15 protein-coding genes are annotated in these 20,546 nt (G+C 39.2%); 8 read left to right on the top strand and 7 right to left on the bottom strand.

Annotated features, from left to right (window positions below; translation table 11 throughout):
* From ZA06_RS04780 to ZA06_RS04770, 3 genes are read right to left on the bottom strand one after another with little or no spacing between them, the layout of a single operon-like run.
* Positions 1-1,329, bottom strand: a complete 1,329-nt coding sequence (locus ZA06_RS04780; RefSeq protein WP_082331934.1) for a sugar MFS transporter — start codon at positions 1,327-1,329, stop codon at positions 1-3.
* A 21-nt stretch (positions 1,330-1,350) separates the two neighbouring features.
* Positions 1,351-2,073 carry a LytR/AlgR family response regulator transcription factor gene (locus tag ZA06_RS04775; RefSeq protein ID WP_053976242.1) on the bottom strand — a complete coding sequence of 241 codons (723 nt, stop codon included), beginning with the start codon at positions 2,071-2,073 and terminating at the stop codon, positions 1,351-1,353.
* Positions 2,070-3,110: a sensor histidine kinase gene (locus ZA06_RS04770; RefSeq protein WP_240472203.1), complete on the bottom strand. Its 1,041-nt coding sequence runs from the start codon at positions 3,108-3,110 to the stop codon at positions 2,070-2,072. Before ZA06_RS04770 ends, ZA06_RS04775 begins: the two co-directional genes overlap by 4 nt.
* Positions 3,111-3,350: 240 nt before the next feature.
* On the opposite strand from ZA06_RS04770, the gene ZA06_RS04765 reads away from it, so the two are divergent.
* The 5 genes from ZA06_RS04765 (at position 3,351) to ZA06_RS04745 (ending at position 12,973) form a co-directional block, all read left to right on the top strand.
* Positions 3,351-6,440 (top strand): SusC/RagA family TonB-linked outer membrane protein, encoded by a 3,090-nt coding sequence (locus tag ZA06_RS04765; protein WP_053976241.1) that lies wholly within the window; start codon positions 3,351-3,353, stop codon positions 6,438-6,440.
* A 6-nt stretch (positions 6,441-6,446) separates the two neighbouring features.
* Positions 6,447-8,036, top strand: a complete 1,590-nt coding sequence (locus ZA06_RS04760; protein WP_053976240.1) for a RagB/SusD family nutrient uptake outer membrane protein — start codon at positions 6,447-6,449, stop codon at positions 8,034-8,036.
* A gap of 94 nt (positions 8,037-8,130) precedes the next feature.
* Positions 8,131-10,059: a glucosamine-6-phosphate deaminase gene (gene nagB / locus ZA06_RS04755; RefSeq protein WP_053976239.1), complete on the top strand. Its 1,929-nt coding sequence runs from the start codon at positions 8,131-8,133 to the stop codon at positions 10,057-10,059.
* Positions 10,060-10,128: 69 nt separating this feature from the next.
* Complete coding sequence (locus ZA06_RS04750) at positions 10,129-12,108, top strand: beta-N-acetylhexosaminidase (protein ID WP_240472202.1); 1,980 nt, start codon at positions 10,129-10,131, stop codon at positions 12,106-12,108.
* Position 12,109: 1 nt separating this feature from the next.
* Positions 12,110-12,973 carry a hypothetical protein gene (locus ZA06_RS04745; protein ID WP_053976237.1) on the top strand — a complete coding sequence of 288 codons (864 nt, stop codon included), beginning with the start codon at positions 12,110-12,112 and terminating at the stop codon, positions 12,971-12,973.
* On the opposite strand, the gene ZA06_RS04740 is transcribed toward ZA06_RS04745, so the two are convergent.
* From ZA06_RS04740 to ZA06_RS04730, 3 genes are all read right to left on the bottom strand, one after another.
* Complete coding sequence (locus tag ZA06_RS04740; protein WP_053976236.1) at positions 12,966-13,514, bottom strand: YceI family protein; 549 nt, start codon at positions 13,512-13,514, stop codon at positions 12,966-12,968. The two genes, ZA06_RS04745 and ZA06_RS04740, sit on opposite strands and share 8 nt — an antisense overlap.
* A gap of 83 nt (positions 13,515-13,597) precedes the next feature.
* Positions 13,598-14,890 carry a hypothetical protein gene (locus ZA06_RS04735; protein ID WP_053976235.1) on the bottom strand — a complete coding sequence of 431 codons (1,293 nt, stop codon included), beginning with the start codon at positions 14,888-14,890 and terminating at the stop codon, positions 13,598-13,600.
* A 40-nt stretch (positions 14,891-14,930) separates the two neighbouring features.
* On the bottom strand, positions 14,931-15,524 hold the full coding sequence (locus tag ZA06_RS04730) for a YceI family protein (RefSeq protein ID WP_053976234.1): 594 nt from the start codon (positions 15,522-15,524) through the stop codon (positions 14,931-14,933).
* 174 nt (positions 15,525-15,698) lie between these two features.
* On the opposite strand from ZA06_RS04730, the gene ZA06_RS04725 reads away from it, so the two are divergent.
* From ZA06_RS04725 to ZA06_RS04715, 3 genes are read left to right on the top strand one after another with little or no spacing between them, the layout of a single operon-like run.
* Positions 15,699-16,799, top strand: a complete 1,101-nt coding sequence (locus ZA06_RS04725) for an SGNH/GDSL hydrolase family protein (RefSeq protein ID WP_053976233.1) — start codon at positions 15,699-15,701, stop codon at positions 16,797-16,799.
* A 39-nt stretch (positions 16,800-16,838) separates the two neighbouring features.
* Positions 16,839-17,804, top strand: coding sequence for an L-glyceraldehyde 3-phosphate reductase (gene mgrA, locus ZA06_RS04720; RefSeq protein WP_449405304.1), 966 nt, complete (start codon positions 16,839-16,841; stop codon positions 17,802-17,804).
* Positions 17,797-19,164, top strand: coding sequence for a sialate O-acetylesterase (locus ZA06_RS04715; RefSeq protein WP_053977066.1), 1,368 nt, complete (start codon positions 17,797-17,799; stop codon positions 19,162-19,164). The genes mgrA and ZA06_RS04715 overlap by 8 nt, the downstream gene beginning before the upstream one ends.
* A 36-nt stretch (positions 19,165-19,200) precedes the next feature.
* Here ZA06_RS04715 and ZA06_RS04710 read toward each other — a convergent pair whose 3' ends face one another.
* Positions 19,201-20,508: a glycoside hydrolase 5 family protein gene (locus ZA06_RS04710; RefSeq protein ID WP_053976231.1), complete on the bottom strand. Its 1,308-nt coding sequence runs from the start codon at positions 20,506-20,508 to the stop codon at positions 19,201-19,203.
* Between the last annotated feature and the right edge of the window lie 38 nt (positions 20,509-20,546).

The raw sequence follows: 20,546 nt of genomic DNA, 5'->3' as shown, positions 1-20,546 counted from the left end.
TTAGCTGTTTTTGAATCTTATTTTGTGTCCGTAAAGGGCGTAGAAAAGAATCAAAACATAACATGGAATTAAAATCCAATAGCTGGATGTGGAAGCTTCCGCAGCTGAATTTACGGCATCCACACCACTGGCCAATAAAGCCTCCTTTTTATGGTCAACCAAAGTTCCGTACAATGGTGGGATTAAAGCGCCTCCAGAGATCGCCATAATTAAAAGAGCGGATCCTGTTTTGGTGAATTTTCCAAGGCCTTTTAAAGCTAGAGGCCAAATGGCAGGCCATACCAAAGCATTGGCAATTCCTAGGGCTGCAACAAATAGCACAGAAGTAAAACCACTAGTCAATAAAATGCAGATGGAAAACAAAATCCCCAAAACCGCACTGACTTTTAAGGCAAGTACCTGACTGATGTATTTAGGAATCAAAAAGACACCTAATGCATAGGTGAATACCATGGCCATTAAGGTGAAAAGCGTAAAGAATTTAGCCTCTTCAACGGGTAGGTTTAATGAAATTCCATAGGAAATGATAGTGTCACCAGCAATTACTTCGGCTCCTACATATACAAAAAGTGCAATCACGCCCAACCATAAATGAGGGAATTGGAAGATGCTTACTTTTGCTGTTTCGCCATCTTTTAAATCTTCTGTCTCTGCTTCAACATGTGGAAGGTTTACTTTTCTTATCAAGATTCCCAAAATGAACAATACGAGGGCCATAACAATGTATGGCATGACTACGCTATCGGCCATTTGATTGAGTAATGAGGCTTTTTCAGATGCATCTACAGTACTTAGCTTTTCCTTAATGTCATCAATTCCCGAAAGTAAAAGTGCTCCAAAAATCACCGAACCCAAAGCTCCGGCAACTTTGTTGGCAATACCCATAATAGCAATACGTTTTGCAGCACTTTCAATAGGTCCCAAAATTGTGATGTAAGGATTTGAGGCCGTTTGCAATAAAGTCATACCTGCACCTTGAATAAAAATTCCAGTAAGAAAAACCCAATAGGTTCTGGCTTCGGCCGCAGGAATGAATAATAAGGCACCCAAAGCCATGATGATTAGTCCAAGTGACATACTTTTTTTATAGCCAATTTTACCAATGATAAAAGAGGCGGGAAGTGCCATGACCACAAAGGAAATATAGGAGGCCGAGGCAACCAAATAGGATTGGGCATCGGTTAATTCGTTGATGGTTTTCATAAATGGAATCAAGGCGCCGTTGATCCATGTGATGAATCCAAATATGAAGAACAATCCGGCAATAACCAGGATTGGGAATAAGCTGCTTTGTTTTTGTGCAATGGGCATATCTATAGCTTTAGACATAAGTTAAATTTTAAGTAATAGTTAGGTTTCTATATCTTCGGTGGTATTGAAGATGCGTTCTTTGGTTTGTTTAAGGTAGTTTCTTCCGATAGGTATTTTTTTATTGGAAATCTCAATAGTATTTCCTTCAAGGGCCACAATTTTATTGATTGAAATGGTGTAGGACCTGTGCACCCTTATAAAATTGGATTGAGGCAATTCCTCGCTTATGGCTGTAAGGGATTTGTGAACCACATAATCGCCCATAGTTGTGATGACTTTTACGTAATCCTTAAGGCTTTCTATATATAGAATGTCTCCCAAATTCACCTTGATCAGTTTTTTATTCACCTTAAGGAAAATATGGGGTTCCTGTTGAAGGTTGGAATCATTGCTTACATTGTTAAGGTAGACTTGTTGGTACACCTTATTCATGGTTTTTAAAAAGCGAGTAAAAGGGATTGGTTTTACCAAATAATCCAAAACATTGAGTTCGAAACTCTTTACGGCATATTCCCGGTAAGCGGTGGTAATGACAATAAGTGGTTTGTGATTTAGGTTTTCGATAAAAGTGAAGCCGGACATTTGTGGCATATTGATATCCAGAAAAACAATGTCTATTTTTTCCTGTTCCAAGAGGCTGTAAGCCTTTAGCGGATTATTGATAGTGCCCAAAATTTCTACATGGTCAAAGTTCTTTAGGTGACTTTCTATCACTTCAATGGCCAACGATTCGTCATCTATGATTACGCACTTAATTTTCATTGGATAGGAATTTTTAAGTAAATATTATAAGTGTCGTCTAAAATATCAGTTTCAAGGACATAATCATTGGAAAATAATAAATTTAACCTTCGTTTGGTGTTGGCAATCCCAATACCGTGGTTGTTTTCTTGAACAACTTCTGGGTTAAACGTATTGGATAATTTGAATTCCAGATAGTGTTTATTAAGGATTTCAAAACTCATATTAATCTTGATATTGTCATTCCCTTTTAAACCATGTTTGAAACAGTTTTCAATAAAAGATAAAAACAGTAGAGGAGGTACCTGGACGTCTTCAATGTCGCCAGTAATATCAAGTTCAGAATCTATGCGGTCCTTAAAACGAATATGCTCTATGTCGATATAATTATTGATATGGTTGATTTCTTCCAGCAAATTGGCCTTGGAGCTGTTCACTTCATACAGTACATATTGCATAATGTCCGAAAGTTTAATCACTAACCTTGGAGCGTCATCCGATTTTTGTAGAGTGAGAGCGTAAAGGTTGTTTAAGGTGTTGAAGAAGAAATGCGGCTGTATTTGGGTTCTCAGAAATTTCAATTCCGTGCTCAATTGCAACTTGGCGAGGTCTTCATTTCGTCGCAGTTCTATTGGCCAATCAATAAGCAATTGTATGGCGGTTACAAAGGCCAAAACATATAGCTCTCCCAATATTACCGCAATGAGGTGGTTGGTCTCAAGGAACTTTCCGGCCTCTTCCGCTTCTGGCCAAATTTCCTTAGTAACCAAAAGATAGTTGAGTCCCGTTCTTACCAAATAAACCAAGATAAGTATCCCGAATAACCATGCGATATAGGTTTTGTATTTCCGCCTTAAAATGAATTTCGGAATGAGATAATACACATTGATGTACACCACAATAATGTGGATAGGGAATTCAACAAGGTTGGATTTTAAGGAGTACCAATAGTCATTAAAATAGCTTCCCCATCGTACCACATTAAACGAAAAGTACAGCAACCAAAACAGGATATGATATTTTAAAGGAATATTGTTAGCTATTTTTTTGTTAAGCAAGAGTTGAGGTTTTTATTTTAAATGAATACTTGTGTTGTTGAATCTTTAAATAATTATGACAATTTTAGAAATATATTATGTGATTAGCAATAAAAATGACAATTGTTTATTTGTAGGAAATCGTTTATCGTTAATAGAATGTTGTCTGTGTGTTAATTCTTGTCGTTTATATATTTTTTTTCTTAATAATTTTCATCCTAGTTACTTTGGACATCATTAAACAACTAAACAATTCATTTTATGAAACACAATTTAAAAATGACGTTTTTGTGTTCATTGTTATTTTTTGCTGTAAACTTCACATTTGCGCAGGAAAAAACAGTGACCGGAACTGTTACTTCCCAGGCCAACGGGATGCCTATTCCAGGTGTCAATGTGTTGGTTGAAGGAACTACCCATGGGACGCAAACAGATTTTGATGGTAATTATACCTTAACGGCATCGGTTGGTGACGTACTTACTTTTAGTTATTTGGGAATGACCACCAAAAAGGTCACAGTTGCAGATAGCAATGTTATAAATGTGCAATTGGCGGAAGATACGGAGATGTTGGGAGAAGTAATTGTTACGGCTTTGGGGATTTCCAAAGAGAAAAAAGCTTTGACTTATTCGGCGCAAGAGGTAAGTGGTGATGAGCTTACCAAAGTGAAACAAACCAACCCTATCAATAGTTTGTCTGGTAAGTCTGCCGGGGTTACCATTTCAAGAAGTTCTTCTGGTTTGGGTGGTGCTGTTAAAGTGGTTTTGAGAGGTAATGCCTCTACAAGTGATAATGATCCCCTATATGTTATTGATGGTATTCCAATGTTAAATAGTGGAAACGGTTCTAACGGAAATGAACCCGGTACAGATATTTTTGGTAGCCAGACAGGAAACCGTGATGGAGGAGATGTAATGTCCATGATCAACCCTGACGATATAGAAAGCATGACAGTTTTGAAAGGAGCTTCGGCTTCGGCTTTGTATGGAAGTCAAGGGGCGAATGGGGTGATTTTAATTACCACTAAAAAAGGTAAGGAGGGAACTTTAACCGTGAACTTCACTTCTAATTTTACTGTTGACAATGTGATGTCTTTGCCTGAGTTGCAATCGGAATACCAAAGTGTTTCTGTTGGACAACCTATTGCTGAAAATGGAAGGGTAGTAGATGCTAAATCTTGGGGAGATAAAGTAGGTGGTTTGTCTAACGACCCTAAAGACTTCTTTAATACAGGATTTACTTCTATCAGTTCCATGTCGCTAACAGCAGGGAACCAAAAGGCCCAAACCTATTTTTCTTATGCTAATACTATTGGAGAAGGCGTGATTCCTGAGAACCGTTTGGTGAGAAATAATATTACTCTTAGGGAAACAGCGAAGTTTTTAAATGAAAAAATTGATGTGTCTGCAAGTATTAATTTATCAGACCAACGTATTTGGAACCGTCCAACCAATGGTTTGTATTCAAACCCATTGACGGGAGTATATTTACATCCTGTAGGGATTGATAGAGATATTTATAAAAACAAATATGAATATTTCAATACGGCTTTGAACCAAATGGATCAATATGCTACGTCTTTTGACGAAAATATTCAACAAAATCCTTATTGGTTAATTCATAGAAGTCCGAGTAAGGATATTGCGCAGCGTGTATATGCAAACCTGTCTGTTAAGTATCAAATTACAAATGCGCTTTCCTTGCAATCTAGAGGGAGTTACGATAAATCGTTTTTCACTTTTGACAAAAGACAATATGCGGGAACAGATCCTGTGAACTCCGGGGATAACGGTCGTTATATTCTTGAGAAAACAGAAAACTCACAACAGTACATCGACTTCATTTTAAACTATAATAAAGATTTTTCGGAGAATTTCACCTTTAGTGGAATTTTAGGATCTAGTTTGACAAAATACACGATCGGCGACCAGGTTTATTTGGATTCAGGAAGAGATGGTGCTGGCTTGATTTATCCTAATGTATTTACAATAGCCAACTTTGCCAATACCAACAATATTCGCCAATCTGTAGGAAGAAGAGAGGTTCAGTCGGTATTTGGATCGGCTAACTTTGGGTTCAAGGATATGATATTCTTGGATGTTACCGGAAGAAGTGATTGGTCTTCAACCTTGGTGAATACGGATTCTAATTCCTTCTTTTATCCATCGATTGGTTTAACCACTGTATTATCTGAAATGTTCGATATGCCAGATGGTATTTCTTTTGCGAAGCTTCGCGGATCGTATGCTGAAGTTGGATCGGATATTCCTGTGTATGCTACCATTCCTCTTAACTCTATCAATGCAACCAATACGGGAATTGGAACCGCTCCTTTTGCGCCTTTGGAAGGGGAAACATTAGAGCCTGAAAGACAAAAGTCTTTTGAGATTGGAACCGAGTGGCGCTTTTTCAACAATCGCTTAGGATTCGACTTTACTTATTACAATACCAATACCTTCAATCAAATCTTTTATATCCAGGCAGAACCAAATCCAAATGGATATTCACAAAACATTGTAAATGCCGGTGAAATTTCAAATGAAGGGTTCGAGATCGTGTTGAATGCAACGCCGGTACAGACAGATAAATTTTCTTGGGAGTCTTCTGTGAATTTTGCCCAAAACGATAATGAAGTGATTTCTGTACACCCATCTTTACAGGATGGTGAAGCAATTATTACCGCTAGGGGAGTGAATGGATATGAGTATTCCTTAATTGAAGGAGAAGATTTTGGAAGTATCAAAGCACGTTCCTTGGTAAGAGACGAAAATGGAACACCTGTAATTAATTCTTCAGGAACCTTAATGTCAACCGATTTTGAAACTGTAGCTCATGCACAGCCAGATTTTACCTTAGGTTGGAACAATACGTTTGAATTTGGGAACTTCACTTTAAATGTTTTGATTGATGGAAAGTTCGGCGGGGATGTTATGAGTGTTACCGAGGCTGTAAATGATAAATATGGGGTGTCTCAAGCTTCAGCTGATGTTAGAAATACTAACGGAGGGATGGTTGATGTTGTTGATGAAAGTGGTGTAGCTTCTCAAATCACGGCACAGGAGTATTTCAATGCTATTGGTGGAAGAGATGGTATGTTGGGTGAGTATGTATATGATGCTACCAATGTGAGCTTAAGAGAATTGTCCTTAGGGTACAAACTAAATCTTCAGGATAAGTTTATTGATGATGTCAGTTTCTCTTTAATCGCCAATAATCTGTTCTTCTTTTATAAAGATGCACCGTTCGATCCTAATGTGGCTGCCAGTACAGGTTTAGGACTTCAGGGAGTGGATATCTATAACCAACCTTCTACTAGAAGCATCGGGTTAAACATTAACGTAAATTTCTAAAATGCTATGAAACACATAACAAAATATACCCTAGCCTCTCTAGTGGCTATGAGTTTGATAAATTGTACTGGGGATTTTGAGGAAATCAATACCGATCCAAATGGGATTTCCCAGGCCAGTTTAACGCAGCAAAACAACCATATTGGATCTCGTTTTTCGCCGCTATTTTCAAATGTCATTCGTGTAGAACCAGCTTGGAACTACCAATTGCAACAAAACTTGAATGCCGATGTGTTTTCTGGTTATATGACGGCGCCAACACCTTTTGCAGGAAACATCAATAACCAAACCTACGCCTTGGTAAATGGGTGGAACGGATTTATTTGGAGTGATGCATATGATGCGGCTAACGGAAATGGGGTTATGCCATATGCTCGTGAGATCTGGCAGCAAGTAGAATTATCGGGAGATGAGAGTGGATACAAATTTGTGTATTTGGCAAACATCATTAAGGTAATGGCCATGCATCGTATTTCCGACGTCTTTGGACCTATTCGTTATACAAAATACAACGATTACGAAACTACAGGACAGTACGATTCCCAAGAGGAAGCTTATACTGCTTTCTTTGCTGATTTGGATGAGGCTATTGACGGTTTGGAGGCTTATGTAGGAGATGCTCAATTTGTAGCGTTCGATCAATCCAGTTTTACTGGAGATATTGCCAAATGGAGAACTTTTGCCAATTCCTTGAGATTGCGCTTGGCAATTAGAGTGTCTAAAGTGAACCCAACTTTGGCACAAACAGAAGGTGAAAAAGCATTTAACAGTAATGCAGGTCTACTAGATGAAACTATGACCATTGATATGGGAGGTTTTGTACACCCAATCTATACCATCAGTAAAGTTTGGGGAGATATCTGTATGAGTGCCGAAATGGAATCGATTCTAAAGGGATTCAATGATCCAAGAATTGCTAAGTTTTTTGATGCGCCTTTGGATGAAACCTTAGGTGATTACAAAGGCATTAGACAGGGAATTGAAATTGAAGCGAAAGCACAATACGGAAGCCACTCTTTAATTGGCGAAGCGGTTGAAGGTGATTCAAAAGTATGGATGACAGCAGCTGAAATTCATTTCTTAAAAGCTGAAGCGGCTCTTAGGGGTTGGACTGGTGCAGGAGATGCACAGACTAATTATGAAGCGGGTGTGATGGCCTCCTTTGCACAATTTGGTGTTGGTGGTGCTGATGCTTATTTAGCGGATGCTACAAGTACTCCAAATGATTTTATAGATGCTTTAAATCCTGATAATGACTACGCCTATCCAAGTGACGTGACCGTGGCATTTAATGCGGCAGGAACTAATGAGGAAAAATTGGAGCAAATCATTACCCAAAAATGGATTGCTATGTTCCCTGATGGACAAGAGGCCTGGAGCGAATTTAGACGTACAGGATATCCAAGAGTGTTCCCTGTAGTGGTAAATAACAGCGGCGGTGAAATAGATACGGATATTCAAATTAGACGTATCAATTTCGTGGACAATGAAATCAATACCAATGGTGACAATGTGCAAACTGCCGTGGGCTATCTTAATGGTCCCGATACTGGGGGAACCCGTTTATGGTGGGATACCGGAGGATCTAACTTTTAAATTTTTTTCATATTCATTTTAGTTAGCAGAAAGGCAAGCGGGAGTTCAATTTTCCGCTTGTTTTATCAACATATCATTTAAAAAGAAATTTAGCATGAAACTGGATATTGCAGATTATAACAGTATCGTATATAGGGAAGCAGGGAAATTTGAAGAAACCCGTTTTGAAAAAATCCACAACGTTATCTTTAAAACTTCCAATGAGGCCTCCATTTTGGTGGCTCATGAAATTGCTGATTTGATTAGGGGGAAGGCGGCCAAAAACCAAACTTGTGTGTTGGGGTTGGCAACAGGGTCGTCTCCCATAAAGGTGTATGAGGAGCTTGTTCGCATGCACAAAGAGGAGGGGTTGAGTTTTGTCAATGTGATTACATTCAACCTAGATGAGTATTATCCTATGGATAAAAGCAATATCCAAAGTTACCATTACTTTATGCACCAGCACTTGTTCGATCATGTCGATATTTTGCCGGAGAATGTTCATATTCCAGACGGTAAAGTAAGTCCGGATGAACTGTATCAATATTGTATTGATTATGAATTGAAAATTAAAGCCGTTGGGGGTATAGATTTTCAGTTGTTGGGTATTGGAAGAACGGGACATATTGGTTTTAACGAGCCTGGATCTCACTATAACTCTGCTACGCGAAGTATTACCTTGGATCACTTAACTAGAAGTGATGCGGCGCATTCGTTCTTAGGTATAGACAACGTGCCAAGAAAAGCCATCACCATGGGCGTGGGAACGGTCAGAAATGCCAGAAGAATCGTCCTGTTGGCTTGGGGTGTGAGTAAGGCGGAAATCATTAAAAAAACTGTTGAAGGAGAAATTGCCGCCCATGTTCCAGCGACTTATTTACAGGAGCACGACAATACCACTTTTGTACTTGATGAAGGCGCTTCGGAAGAATTAACACGTGTGAAAACACCATGGTTGGTAACGTCCTGTGTGTGGACCGAAGAACTTAAACTGAAAGCCGTGGTTTGGCTAAGTGAGTTGACAGGGAAGCCTATTTTGAAGTTAACCGATAAGGATTATAACGACAATGGGATGTCTGGATTGCTTACGGAAGAGGGCACAGCATACGATTTGAATATTAAGATGTTCAATAAGTTGCAGCATACTATAACCGGTTGGCCAGGAGGAAAACCAAATGCTGATGACTCCAATCGGCCAGAACGTGCTGATATTCCCAAGAAACGAGTCATAATTTTTAGTCCGCACCCTGATGATGATGTCATTTCTATGGGCGGTACTTTCGATCGATTGGTAGAGCAAGGACATGAGGTGCATATTGCTTATCAAACCTCAGGAAACATTGCAGTGTCTGATGAAGAAGCTTTAAAGTTTGCGGAAATCTCCAAAGCCTTGAATTCACATTCTAACGGAGCTGATGTTATCATTGAGTTTTTAAAGAAGAAAACTCAGAATGATGTTGATTCATTGGAAGCGAGAAAGCTCAAGGCTATGATTCGTAGAAGTGAGTCTTTGGCAGCAACTAGGTATTTGGGGTTGCCCGATGATCAAGTACACTTTTTGGACTTGCCGTTTTACGAAACTGGGACCATTAAAAAGAACAATTTGTCCCAAGATGATTTGGAAATCATGTGCAATCTTATAGAGAACATCAAACCGCATCAAATCTATGCGGCGGGTGATTTGGCCGATCCACATGGAACCCACAAAGTGTGTTTAGATGTGTTGTTTGAAGCTCTGGATGTTTTAAAACAAAGGGATTACATGAAAGACTGCTGGGTTTGGTTGTACCGTGGTGCTTGGCATGAATGGGAAACCTATCAAATAGAGATGGCAGTGCCTTTAAGTCCGGACCAAGTGCTTAGAAAACGCCATGCAATTTTCTATCACCAAACTCAAAAGGATGGGGTGATGTTTCAAGGGGATGACTCCAGGGAATTTTGGGTAAGGGTAGAGGATAGAAATCGATTGACTGCCAAAAAATATAACGATTTGGGCTTGGCGGAATACGCCGCTATAGAAGCTTTTAAGCGATACCACTTTTAGTTTATGAAACAATTATTAAGGATTTTTTTCTTCCTAATGGCCTTTGTGGGATATTCCCAAAATAGCCTTATGGAAACATACAATCTGATGCCTTGGCCATCAGAAATTAGGGAACATACTACTAGGTTGGTTGTTGACTCAGAACTTACTATTTCCATTAACGGAAATAGTAAGGGACGTGTTTATACGGCGGCTACAAAGTTTTTAAGACGATTGTCAGGTAGAACAGGTGTGTTTCTAGATAAAGGATTTCCTGTGGAAAATGTTCAGGGAACGATTCAAATTTCATTTGATAAGGTTTCCAATTTAACCATTGAAACAGACGAATCGTATTCTTTGGAGATTAAGCAGGATTACGTCTTAATAAAAGCCAAAACCGATGTTGGTGCTATGAGGGCCTTGGAAACCTTGTTACAAATGGTGACTTCCAATGAAACTCAATACTACTTTCCAGGGCTTTCTATTAATGATCAGCCGCGTTTTGTTTGGCGAGGTTTGATGATTGATGTAGCGAGACATTTTCAGCCAGTAGATGTTCTAAAGCGAAATTTAGACGCTATGGCTTCTGTGAAAATGAATGTGTTTCATTGGCATTTGATAGACGATCAAGGATTTCGAATAGAGTCTAAGGTGTTTCCGGAGCTTACGGAATTGGCTTCAGATGGTTTGTTTTATACTCAAGAACAAATCAAGGATGTGGTAGCATATGCCAATAAGTTGGGAATTCGAGTAGTTCCTGAATTTGATGTACCGGGACATGCTTCGGCAATCTTGACGGCTTTTCCTGAATTGGGCAGTAAGCCTGGGTATGTGTACGAAGTGGAACGTTATTCTGGAGTTTTTGACCCCACATTGGATCCAACAAATGATAAAACCTATATGTTCTTGGAGCGTTTGTTTACAGAAATGACGCCTTTGTTTCCGGATGCCTATTTTCATATTGGAGGAGATGAAAATGAGGGCAAGCATTGGGATGAGAATGAGCAAATTCAAAAGTTTAAGCAAAAACATAATTTGAAGACGAATCATGATCTTCAAACCTATTTCAATATTAAGTTAGAGGTTATTCTGAATAAATTAGGCAAAAAGTTGATGGGCTGGGATGAAATCATGACCGAGAATATGCCTACAACGGCAGTAATTCATTCTTGGAGAGGAGAAAATGAAGGCTTTTCAAAAGGAGAAACGCTGATTGCTGCAGCCAAGTCGGGCTACAATACGGTATTGTCCGATGGATTTTATATCGATAGGATGCAGTCTGTGGTGGAACATTATTCGGTTGAACCCATTGGCGATGCAAAATTGACAGCTGAAGAGCGTAAACGTATTTTGGGTGGTGAAGTAACGATGTGGAGTGAATTGGTAACACCGTTGACAATTGATTCTAGAATTTGGCCAAGAACGGCAGCTATTGCTGAACGATTCTGGTCACCAAAGGAAGTGAATGATGTTGACTTGATGTTGCCTCGTCTTGATGAGGTAAGTTTTAGATTGGAGGAATTGGGGATCACACATCTCAAAAACCGTGATGTCATTTTAAGAATGATGACCAATAATCAAAATATTCAGCCCTTGATTGAATTGTTAAATATTTGTGAGCCTTTGGAAATTTATACAAGAAACGAAGGAGGTACCGAGTACAAAACCTATTCGCCATTTACTTTGTTTGCGGATGCTTGTGTTGCCGATGCAGCCGATAAATTCGTATTTAATCAGCGTGTTCAGGCCTTTGTAGTGAATCCTTCCGATGCGTCTAAACAAAGTTTGATGGTTTGGTTGCATACTTGGGAGAAAAACCATCAAGAATTGATGCAAATTAAAAATGCGCCGAATGTCCAACCGCTTCTTCCTTTGTCTGAATCTTTAAGTGAAACAGCTTCATTGTTGGCTAAAATCCTTAATGATAAGCAGGTTTCCCAAAAGCAGTTGGGAGAACTAAAGGCATTAATGCAAGCACTTAAAAAGCCTTATGTGGATGTGGAACTTGTCATTGCGGAAGATTTAGAAAAACTGGTACTTTTTTCTGAACAAAACTACTCAAGAAAATAACATGGTCGTTATTGCAGATAGTGGTTCTTCCAAATGTGATTGGGTGTTTTGTGTGTCAGGAGGTGCCCCCATCAAAATTAGAACACAGGGATTAAATCCATCTATATCCAACAAAAAAGCCTTGTTGGATAATTTAAAGAATATTGATGAGGTTTTGTTGCATGGGGAAAAGGTGCGTCACGTTTATTTTTATGGCGCGGGTTGTAATACTGTTGAGAGCAAAAATATGATGAAAGATGTTTTGGTGGCAGTGTTTCCTAATGCTGTTTTTGAAGTGGAAGAAGATGTAATGGCTGCTGTAAAAGCTACTGTGAAAGGCAAGCCGGGAGTTGTGTGCATTTTGGGGACGGGCTCTAATGCGTGTTATTTTGATGGTACTGAAATTATCGCCAAAGTGCCATCGTTGGGGTATGTTTTGATGGATGAAGGCAGCGGTAATTACTTTGGTAGGGAGCTGCTCAAAAGCTATTACTATCAACAAATGCCAGAAGATTTGAGAATGGCATTTGAAAAGCAGTTTTCTCTGGAGGAGAAGGATGTGCTCCATAGGTTGTATAAGTGTGATGCGCCTAACAAATACTTGGCGCAATTTGCTCCATTTTTGGTGGGGCATAAGTCTCATGAGTTTGCACGAGAGCTATTGGTTCAGGGCTTTTCAGTATTTGTTGATAACCAATTGATGCAGTATTCGGAAGAATTGAAAACAAGTCCGTTGCACTTTGTAGGCTCGATAGCGTTCTATGCACAAGAGATCCTCCAGGAAGTTCTTTCTGGATATGGTTTTAAGGCCAAGGGTTTTGTGAAATGCCCTATGGACAATTTGGTGCAGACCATGTTGAACGGCAATTCAGTGCAACTTAAATAGTGTCGATGTGTAAATTGAAATTGATGGTGATAACATCATCAACTTTAATCAATCCCATAAGTTTTTTTGGGTTTTCCAAATCAAAATCACGAATATTCAATTGCAATTTTCCTGAAATTGATAAGTCGTCTTTTCCGTCATAGGTAACGGGAACGGTATATTCCTTTGTTTTGCCTGCGATTTTAAAATCTACTTTGGCGTTTACCAAGTTTTTGTCAGTTGTAGAAGGAATGACTTCTTTTAAGATAAGATAAATGTCTGGATAAGTTTCTGCTTTAATTAAATCCTGAAAATCTTTATTGATAAGTTTTTTCCCGCAATCAAAAAGATAGGTGTTCAATTTTAGCTTTGCCTTTTTGAAGTAAATGTTGTCTCCTTTTCTTCGAAATTCAACAGGAATAGGTTCTTCCAAGGTTTTGGAATCGAACCCGCAATTAAATTTATTAATGTTTGTGTTACCTACGATAGTCAGCTGGCTGTCTGGATGTATTTTTACATTGATCTTGTATGTTCCGGTTGTGGAAGATACAGTTAGCAGCATGCACAAAAAAACTAGCGTAGGTATTACAAACTTTTTCATTAATAGAATTCACTTTAAATTATAGACTTAAGGGTGTTTCTGCTTTAGAAACTTATAACGGCCTCTACCATAAGGCCGTCAAATTTACCGTCTTCAAGTCTTCCAGTGGCCCCGTCATAGTTTTGGGTCACATATTCCAGTTTTGTTAAAATATTTTTGGTCATAAACCAACCTGCGGCAGCCTGAAATCTTTCAACGGTAATGTCAGCGGTATCATCGTATTCTGAATTTACGACGTTATACCGACCGCCAAGATAGAAATTTTCTCTGTGACCAAAACGATAAATTAACTCGGCAGCGTATTGTTGAGCTTTCCCATCCTTCTTAGGAGTAATTACAACAACATCATCCACAATACTTGAGCTGGCATTGGTAGATCCGGAAGTATATTCAATAGTTCCGAACAATTCCAGTCCCCCAAATTTAACAAAAGGATTGAACATAAGCGCGGTAATACTGTTTTTAAAATTTGGAGAAAAACGTCCTGATCTAAAAGCGCTGGAACCAGGGGCTTCCAAAACACTATAGTATCTAGATCCAGCACGGTCTGCGGAATATAGATACAGACTTGGTACGTATCCTGTGTTGTACAACGATCCTGTTAATCTAAGCCTGATACGATCTGTGATTTGGTTGTCATATCCCAATTTGGCCAAAAAGGAAATACCGCCAGTTTTGCCGTTGGAGCCTTCAACTACAGATTGGTTTAACTTTCCGTTGGCAACACCTAGCATTCCTATAAAACCATTTCTTTGGTGGTACACTTCGGCTCCTACTTCTGTAGTAAAGGAATCCATGATTAAGTTTCCTACAAAAGGGTTATAGATGGCTTGGGCGTTGTCTGTTCTTCTAAAGTGCGCATCCCCATAGTTGTTTTCCATATGCCCAATTCTAATGGTGGTATATTTCATAAAGCCGTCCATAAGGCCGTCACTTAGAAAACTTAAATTGTCAATTTGGAAGTATCCACCTTTTACGTAAGGTTCTGGGTGGTGGCGAGAGGATAAATAGGTTCTTAAGTGCATTCTAACTCCAGGTGCTAAAGCTACGTCCAAATCGAGGTTGGCCGTTGCTAAATTGAAGTTGTAACCTATGGATTCCAATTCCGCTGCTCCTGAATTTTCATGGTCCAAAGCTTGGAATTGCAAAGCAAATGAGCCTCCAACTCTAACTTTGATACCGTCAAAAGTTAAAATGCTGTCCTTAGGGTCTTCAAATACGTTGACCCCTGTTTGGTCTGGATACCTAAAGTTGTCCAGATGTCGGTTTTGGGCATAACTCATTATGCATCCAAAAAATAATGTGCTTAGTAATAAGCATTTGATTGTTGCTTTCATGATGTGATAAATTAGTGTTGAAAAATGGTTGGATGATGGATTATTGGCTTAAGACCGAAGTGAACTTAATAGTCACTTCGTCCCCCGTTTTAACGGTGCCAAAAACCGCTGTAGGAGGATCAATCTTAAAAGTGGACATTTTAAAGGATTTGGCACCATTAAGTTTTACGGTGCTGCCACTTATTTCCATGGTGAAATCCAAATCCGTAGAATTGGTCACTCCGGCAATACTTAAATCTCCCGTAGTGCTCACCTTAAATTTGCCATCGCTTACCTTGGAAATACTTTTCACTTTGGTAAGCTTAAAGCTGATGTTTTTGTTGGATTTGGTCTTTAAAGCGGTATAGGTGTTTTTGTCCATTGCAGACTTACCGCTTTTTAAACTTTCGGCTTCAATTTCAACAGAAAGGGAACTAATGGAAGGTTCCGAGCCTGAATTGTCAATCACAATACTGCCTTTTTGCTTTTCTGCAACTTCTTCCCAATCATGTAGGCTAGAAGTTCCTTCCACTGTTAATTTGGAAGAAGAATTGTTTAGTGTGAATGTTTGGGCTGAAACATTAAAAGAAATGAAACAGAGGCAAAGTCCAAAAGCAAGACTTAAAATGTTGCTTGTAAGAGTAATTTTTTTCATAACTGATGGATTAAAAGTGTTCTAAAGATAGTAAATATATTGAATACTAGGTATTTGCGTATTTGTAAAATGTTATGTAATGATTTGGAAGGTTATCAATATTTTAGGTTTTTGAAGATTTAGAGGAAGGAAAGCTTTGCGCTTTTTTATAGTTTTATAACCTAAAATTTGTCCATGAAACTAAAATATATGTTAGGACTGTTAGGGCTCATGTTTGTGAGTTGTAAACAGGAAGAAAACAAGGAGGTGAAATTTATGCCTTCCAATCCTCAATTTGAATATAAGGGAAGGGTTGCTACGCATGACAATGGTGATAGAGCCTTGGTGGGTTCGGCGGCTTCAGTGGCCTTTAAAGTTAAAGGGGATTCGGTGACGGTGTATTTGAAGTCTCAATTTAAGCCGCGAAATTATGTAGTGATTACTATTGATGGGGAGTATCAAAAAAGACACACTATTAAAGGCGATAGTATAATCAAATTGGTACTTAAATTGGATGGGCAGGAAAGTCATCACATAGAAATTTTTAAAGCGACTGAAGCGGCAAGTGGCGAAGTGATTTTTAAGGGAATTGAAGCCGAAGCATTGCTTCCTATTGAAAATAAAGCATCCTTATCCATTGAGTTTATTGGGGATTCCATTACCTGCGGGGCTTTAGCCGATAATAGTGGCATTCCTTGTAATAAAGGAGAATATATCGATCAACATAACGCCTATTTGGCTTATGGGCCAAGGGCAGCAAGAGCTTTGAATGCTTATTTTGTGCTGAGTTCGGTGTCTGGTATGGGGATGTATCGCAATTGGAATGATGAAAATATAGAAGAGCCTATTATGCCGCAGGTCTATGAAAATTTATATCTCAATAGAGATGCTTCAAAACCCTATGATTTTTCGTTTCAACCGGACTTGGTAAGCATTTGTTTGGGGACGAACGATATGTCTAACGGAGATGGCGTGAAAGAGCGTTTGCCATTTAATTCAGAAAAGTTTACGGACAATTACATTAACTTCGTGAAAATGATTTACGGTCATTATCCCAATACAAAAATTACATTGCTCAATAGTCCGATGATTCAGGGGGAAAACAATGAAATTTTGGTCAATTGTCTAGAAAAAGTACAAAGTTATTTCAGGGATAGTATGCAAAAGGAGATCGCTGTTTTTCAGTTTGATACTTTGTACGTAAATGGCTGTAATTATCATCCAAGTGTTGAAGAAAATGAAATTATGGCAAAACAGTTAGTGCCATTCTACCAAGAAATTTTGAATAAAAACTAAAAAATCATGTATACGGCTTCCGAAAAAAGATATGATACCATGCAGTATCGAAGATGTGGAAACAGTGGTTTGTTGTTGCCTGAATTGTCGCTGGGTTTGTGGCATAATTTTGGGCATGTGGACCAATTTGACAATGGAAAGCAAATTTTGCACACAGCTTTCGATAAGGGAATTACCCATTTTGATTTGGCTAACAACTATGGGCCACCTCCGGGATCTGCCGAGGAGAACTTTGGGAAAATCATGAAGAAAAGCTTCGCTCCTTATAGAGATGAAATGATTATTTCTACCAAGGCAGGTTATTTAATGTGGCCTGGGCCTTATGGAGAATGGGGATCCAAAAAGTATTTGGTGGCTAGTTTAGATCAAAGCTTAAAGCGAATGGGCTTGGAGTATGTGGATATTTTTTATAGCCACAGGCCAGATCCAAACACGCCTTTAGAGGAAACTATGGGTGCTTTGGATTTAATCGTACGACAAGGAAAAGCCTTGTATGTGGGAATCTCTTCTTATAGTGCTGAGGATACCAAAAAAGCGGTAGAAATATTGAAGGATTTCGGAACGCCATGTTTGATCCATCAACCAAGATATAACATGATGGACCGTTGGGTTGAGGGTGGTTTGTTGGAGGTTTTGGAGGATGAAGGAGTAGGTTGTATTCCTTTTTCTCCGTTGGAACAGGGGATCTTGACTTCTAAATATTTGAAAGGGATTCCAGAAGATTCCAGGGCAGCCAAAAGTACAGGGTTCCTTCAGTTGGATCAGGTTACAGCGGAAAAGGTATCAAAGGCTCAAAAACTGAACGCAATTGCTGAAGATAGAGGGCAAAGTTTGGCACAAATGGCGGTTGCTTGGTTGTTGAAAGATGAACGAGTGACTTCTGTTTTGGTAGGGGTCAGCAGTGAAAAACAGTTGTTGGATAATTTAGGGGCTTTGGAAAATAAAACCTTTTCAATTTCCGAATTGGAAGCGATTGAAGCCATTTTAAATGATACAAATGCGTAACCTATTTTTTATTGCAAGTTTTTTGATTGTTCAGGGAATTTGGGCAAATATCAGTTTGCCGGCCATATTTTCAGATCATATGGTCTTACAGCAAAATAGCAATGTGAAATTTTGGGGTTGGGCAGCGCCAGATGAAGAAGTGGTGATCCGGCCATCGTGGACTTCTGAAATCTATAAGGTAAAAGCCAATGTGCAGGCGCAATGGGAAATGAATATTCAAACACCTAAAGCCGGAGAAGGGTATTTCATTACCATTTCAGGATATAATACCATTGAAATTAAAGATGTCTTGATTGGAGAAGTTTGGTTGTGTTCTGGGCAATCCAATATGGAAATGTCTCCAGCTTGGGGCATTAAAAATGACGATGAGGTTGCAAAGGCCAATGTGCCTAACATACGTTTTTTTAGGGTGACCAAAACAACGTCCATCTATCCTCAAAATAACCTGCCTGGTAAATGGGAGGTGTGCACGTCAGAGATTATGAAAAACAACAGTGCCGTGGCCTATTTCTTTGCGCAACAGCTCCAAAGTAAAATACTAGATACTCCTGTTGGTTTGGTGGTGTCCGCATGGGGAGGGACGCCTATTGAAGCGTGGACTCACGAAGAAACTATACTTGAAAATCCTGTTTTAAACGATGCGGCTCAAAAATTAACACCTGTGCCTTATGGACCAGTGGAGCCTGCACGGATCTTTAATGCTATGATACAGCCTTTGGTAGGCTATCAATTGGCGGGTGCTCTTTGGTATCAAGGAGAAGCCAACGTTGGGGCGGATACCTATGATGCGTCTCTAGAAGCGATGATTCAATCTTGGAGAAAATTGTGGAATGACGAATTTCCATTTTACTATGTGCAAATAGCGCCTTATAACTATGGGGAGGATATCTATTCAGCAGTTAAAATTAGAAATGCTCAACGTAAGGTTTTGGACCGTGTTACTAATACCGGAATGGTGGTCATTGATGATGTGTCTACAGTAGATGATATTCATCCTAAAGATAAGAAGTCTGTTGGGTTGAGGTTGGCCAATTTAGCTTTAAACAAGCATTATAATGTAATTGATGAAGATGCAGAAGTACCTTTGTTCGAAAGTGTAGATTTTGATGGAAAAAGGGCTGTTTTGACTTTCAAAAATAATGATGGTCTCTATCTATCATCCTCGGAATCTTTATTTGAAATTGCAGGAGAAGATAAAGTGTTTTATAAGGCAAATGTAAAGTTGGTGAATGGAAGCGTGGAATTAAAATCGAAGGAAGTTAAAACGCCAAAATATGTGAGGTTTGCTTGGAACAATTCCTATCAATCCAATTTGTTTAACGGTGCCCAGTTGCCAGCTTCTTGTTTTACTACAGAATAAAAAAAATCCCCGAACATAGTTCGGGGATTTTTTTATCTATTTAAGTAGACTGTCATTAGCTTTTTTTATCAATTCCAAGGTGGAGGTGTCTGAAGCAAACACCGAATTCAAACCTTGCGGTTCTTGTGGAGGGTCGGCACTAAAGTCGTCGCCATGTTGCCATTTTCCATTTGAAGGATTGGTTTTGGCGTAGCCTGCAAAGCCCCAAAAATTCAATCCTGCTAATACACCTTGCTTTGCTTTACTGTCCGCAATTCTATTGAAAATGGCATTATAGAAGGTGTTTCTATTTTCGATGGAGGCGTCTAGAGAGAGACTTTCCTTTTCTCTAGGAAATCCAAACTCCGACATCACGATTGGTTTTTGCTGTTTTTTGGCAATAGCAATATGTTCATCCATATAGGTATTGGCTTTTTCAATGGATTCTTGGGTGGTTACTTTTTCGTTGTCAATATCATACCATCCCCAGTTTTTGGGCCACATGTGCATGGTCAGGTAATCGATATTAGGATTGTCGTGTAATCTCTCATACATCGCAAGATCTTGCAGGTAACTTGCTTTTCCTTCAGCCCCAGTTGAGATGAGGTGTACAGAATCTAAAGATTCCATAAGATCAACAGTTTCTTTAAGCCAACCAGAAAAAGCTGTTTCATGATCTGGAGTCATCAATACACGAGGTTCGTTGGCAACCTGCCAGGACATAATGGTATTATCTTCGGTGTATTTCAAACCGGTGTAGGCGTTGGTTCTTCCCATGATGAACTTCACATGCTTGTAAAAAGCTTCTTTACATGGTTTGCAACTGTGGAACTGCTTGGTGTAGTTCATATATTGGTCCCAAGTATATTGTTCTAAAAATGGGTTAGGAACTTCGCCATAACCGTTCCATTTCAAGTATTCGGACATCCCTCCGGACCAAATCCAGTTATTGTTCAAATACAAAATGGCATACATGTTACGCTTGCGCATTTCGGCCATAAGGAAATCAAGGCCATCCAACAAATCTTCGTTGTAAACACCTTGTTCAGGCTGCAGGGCGGGGTGCACTCTTGAATCCCCGCCATCACCTTCGGCACCAGCCAAAATTCTCAGGTTGTCAATTCCTATGGATTTCATGAGGTCAAGCTCCTTGATAAGGCGCTCTCTGTCGCCACCATTTTTGGCGCCAATAAGCGGTCCGTACCAATAGTTGGCGCCTACGAAATAGTAGGGCTGGTCTCCTTTGTAAAATTTGGAGTCCTTAACTTGAATTAAAGACACTTCGTTGATGGTGATTTCAGTGGTAGTATTGTTGTCTTCTACAACGGCTTGTTTTTTGGCGTTCTCTTTACACGAAAAAGCCATGAGTAATGATAGTAATAGAGTTGGGTAAATTCGCATTG

Origin of the sequence: Mangrovimonas xylaniphaga (assembly GCF_001280435.1) — a bacterium.
GTDB classification, from domain to species: domain Bacteria; phylum Bacteroidota; class Bacteroidia; order Flavobacteriales; family Flavobacteriaceae; genus Mangrovimonas_A; species Mangrovimonas_A xylaniphaga.
This window is presented reverse-complemented; position numbering and strand designations above follow the sequence as displayed.

What these genes read in the sequence shown, in the direction of transcription:
- ZA06_RS04780 (WP_082331934.1), bottom strand. Translation starts at nt 1,329, where the DNA reads ATGTCTAAAGCTATAGATATGCCCATTGCACAAAAACAAAGCAGCTTA.
- ZA06_RS04775 (WP_053976242.1), bottom strand. Translation starts at nt 2,073, where the DNA reads ATGAAAATTAAGTGCGTAATCATAGATGACGAATCGTTGGCCATTGAA.
- ZA06_RS04765 (WP_053976241.1), top strand. Translation starts at nt 3,351, where the DNA reads ATGAAACACAATTTAAAAATGACGTTTTTGTGTTCATTGTTATTTTTT.
- ZA06_RS04760 (WP_053976240.1), top strand. Translation starts at nt 6,447, where the DNA reads ATGAAACACATAACAAAATATACCCTAGCCTCTCTAGTGGCTATGAGT.
- nagB (WP_053976239.1), top strand. Translation starts at nt 8,131, where the DNA reads ATGAAACTGGATATTGCAGATTATAACAGTATCGTATATAGGGAAGCA.
- ZA06_RS04750 (WP_240472202.1), top strand. Translation starts at nt 10,129, where the DNA reads ATGGAAACATACAATCTGATGCCTTGGCCATCAGAAATTAGGGAACAT.
- ZA06_RS04745 (WP_053976237.1), top strand. Translation starts at nt 12,110, where the DNA reads ATGGTCGTTATTGCAGATAGTGGTTCTTCCAAATGTGATTGGGTGTTT.
- ZA06_RS04740 (WP_053976236.1), bottom strand. Translation starts at nt 13,514, where the DNA reads ATGCTGCTAACTGTATCTTCCACAACCGGAACATACAAGATCAATGTA.
- ZA06_RS04735 (WP_053976235.1), bottom strand. Translation starts at nt 14,890, where the DNA reads ATGAAAGCAACAATCAAATGCTTATTACTAAGCACATTATTTTTTGGA.
- ZA06_RS04730 (WP_053976234.1), bottom strand. Translation starts at nt 15,524, where the DNA reads ATGAAAAAAATTACTCTTACAAGCAACATTTTAAGTCTTGCTTTTGGA.
- ZA06_RS04725 (WP_053976233.1), top strand. Translation starts at nt 15,699, where the DNA reads ATGAAACTAAAATATATGTTAGGACTGTTAGGGCTCATGTTTGTGAGT.
- mgrA (WP_449405304.1), top strand. Translation starts at nt 16,839, where the DNA reads ATGCAGTATCGAAGATGTGGAAACAGTGGTTTGTTGTTGCCTGAATTG.
- ZA06_RS04715 (WP_053977066.1), top strand. Translation starts at nt 17,797, where the DNA reads ATGCGTAACCTATTTTTTATTGCAAGTTTTTTGATTGTTCAGGGAATT.
- ZA06_RS04710 (WP_053976231.1), bottom strand. Translation starts at nt 20,508, where the DNA reads ATGGCTTTTTCGTGTAAAGAGAACGCCAAAAAACAAGCCGTTGTAGAA.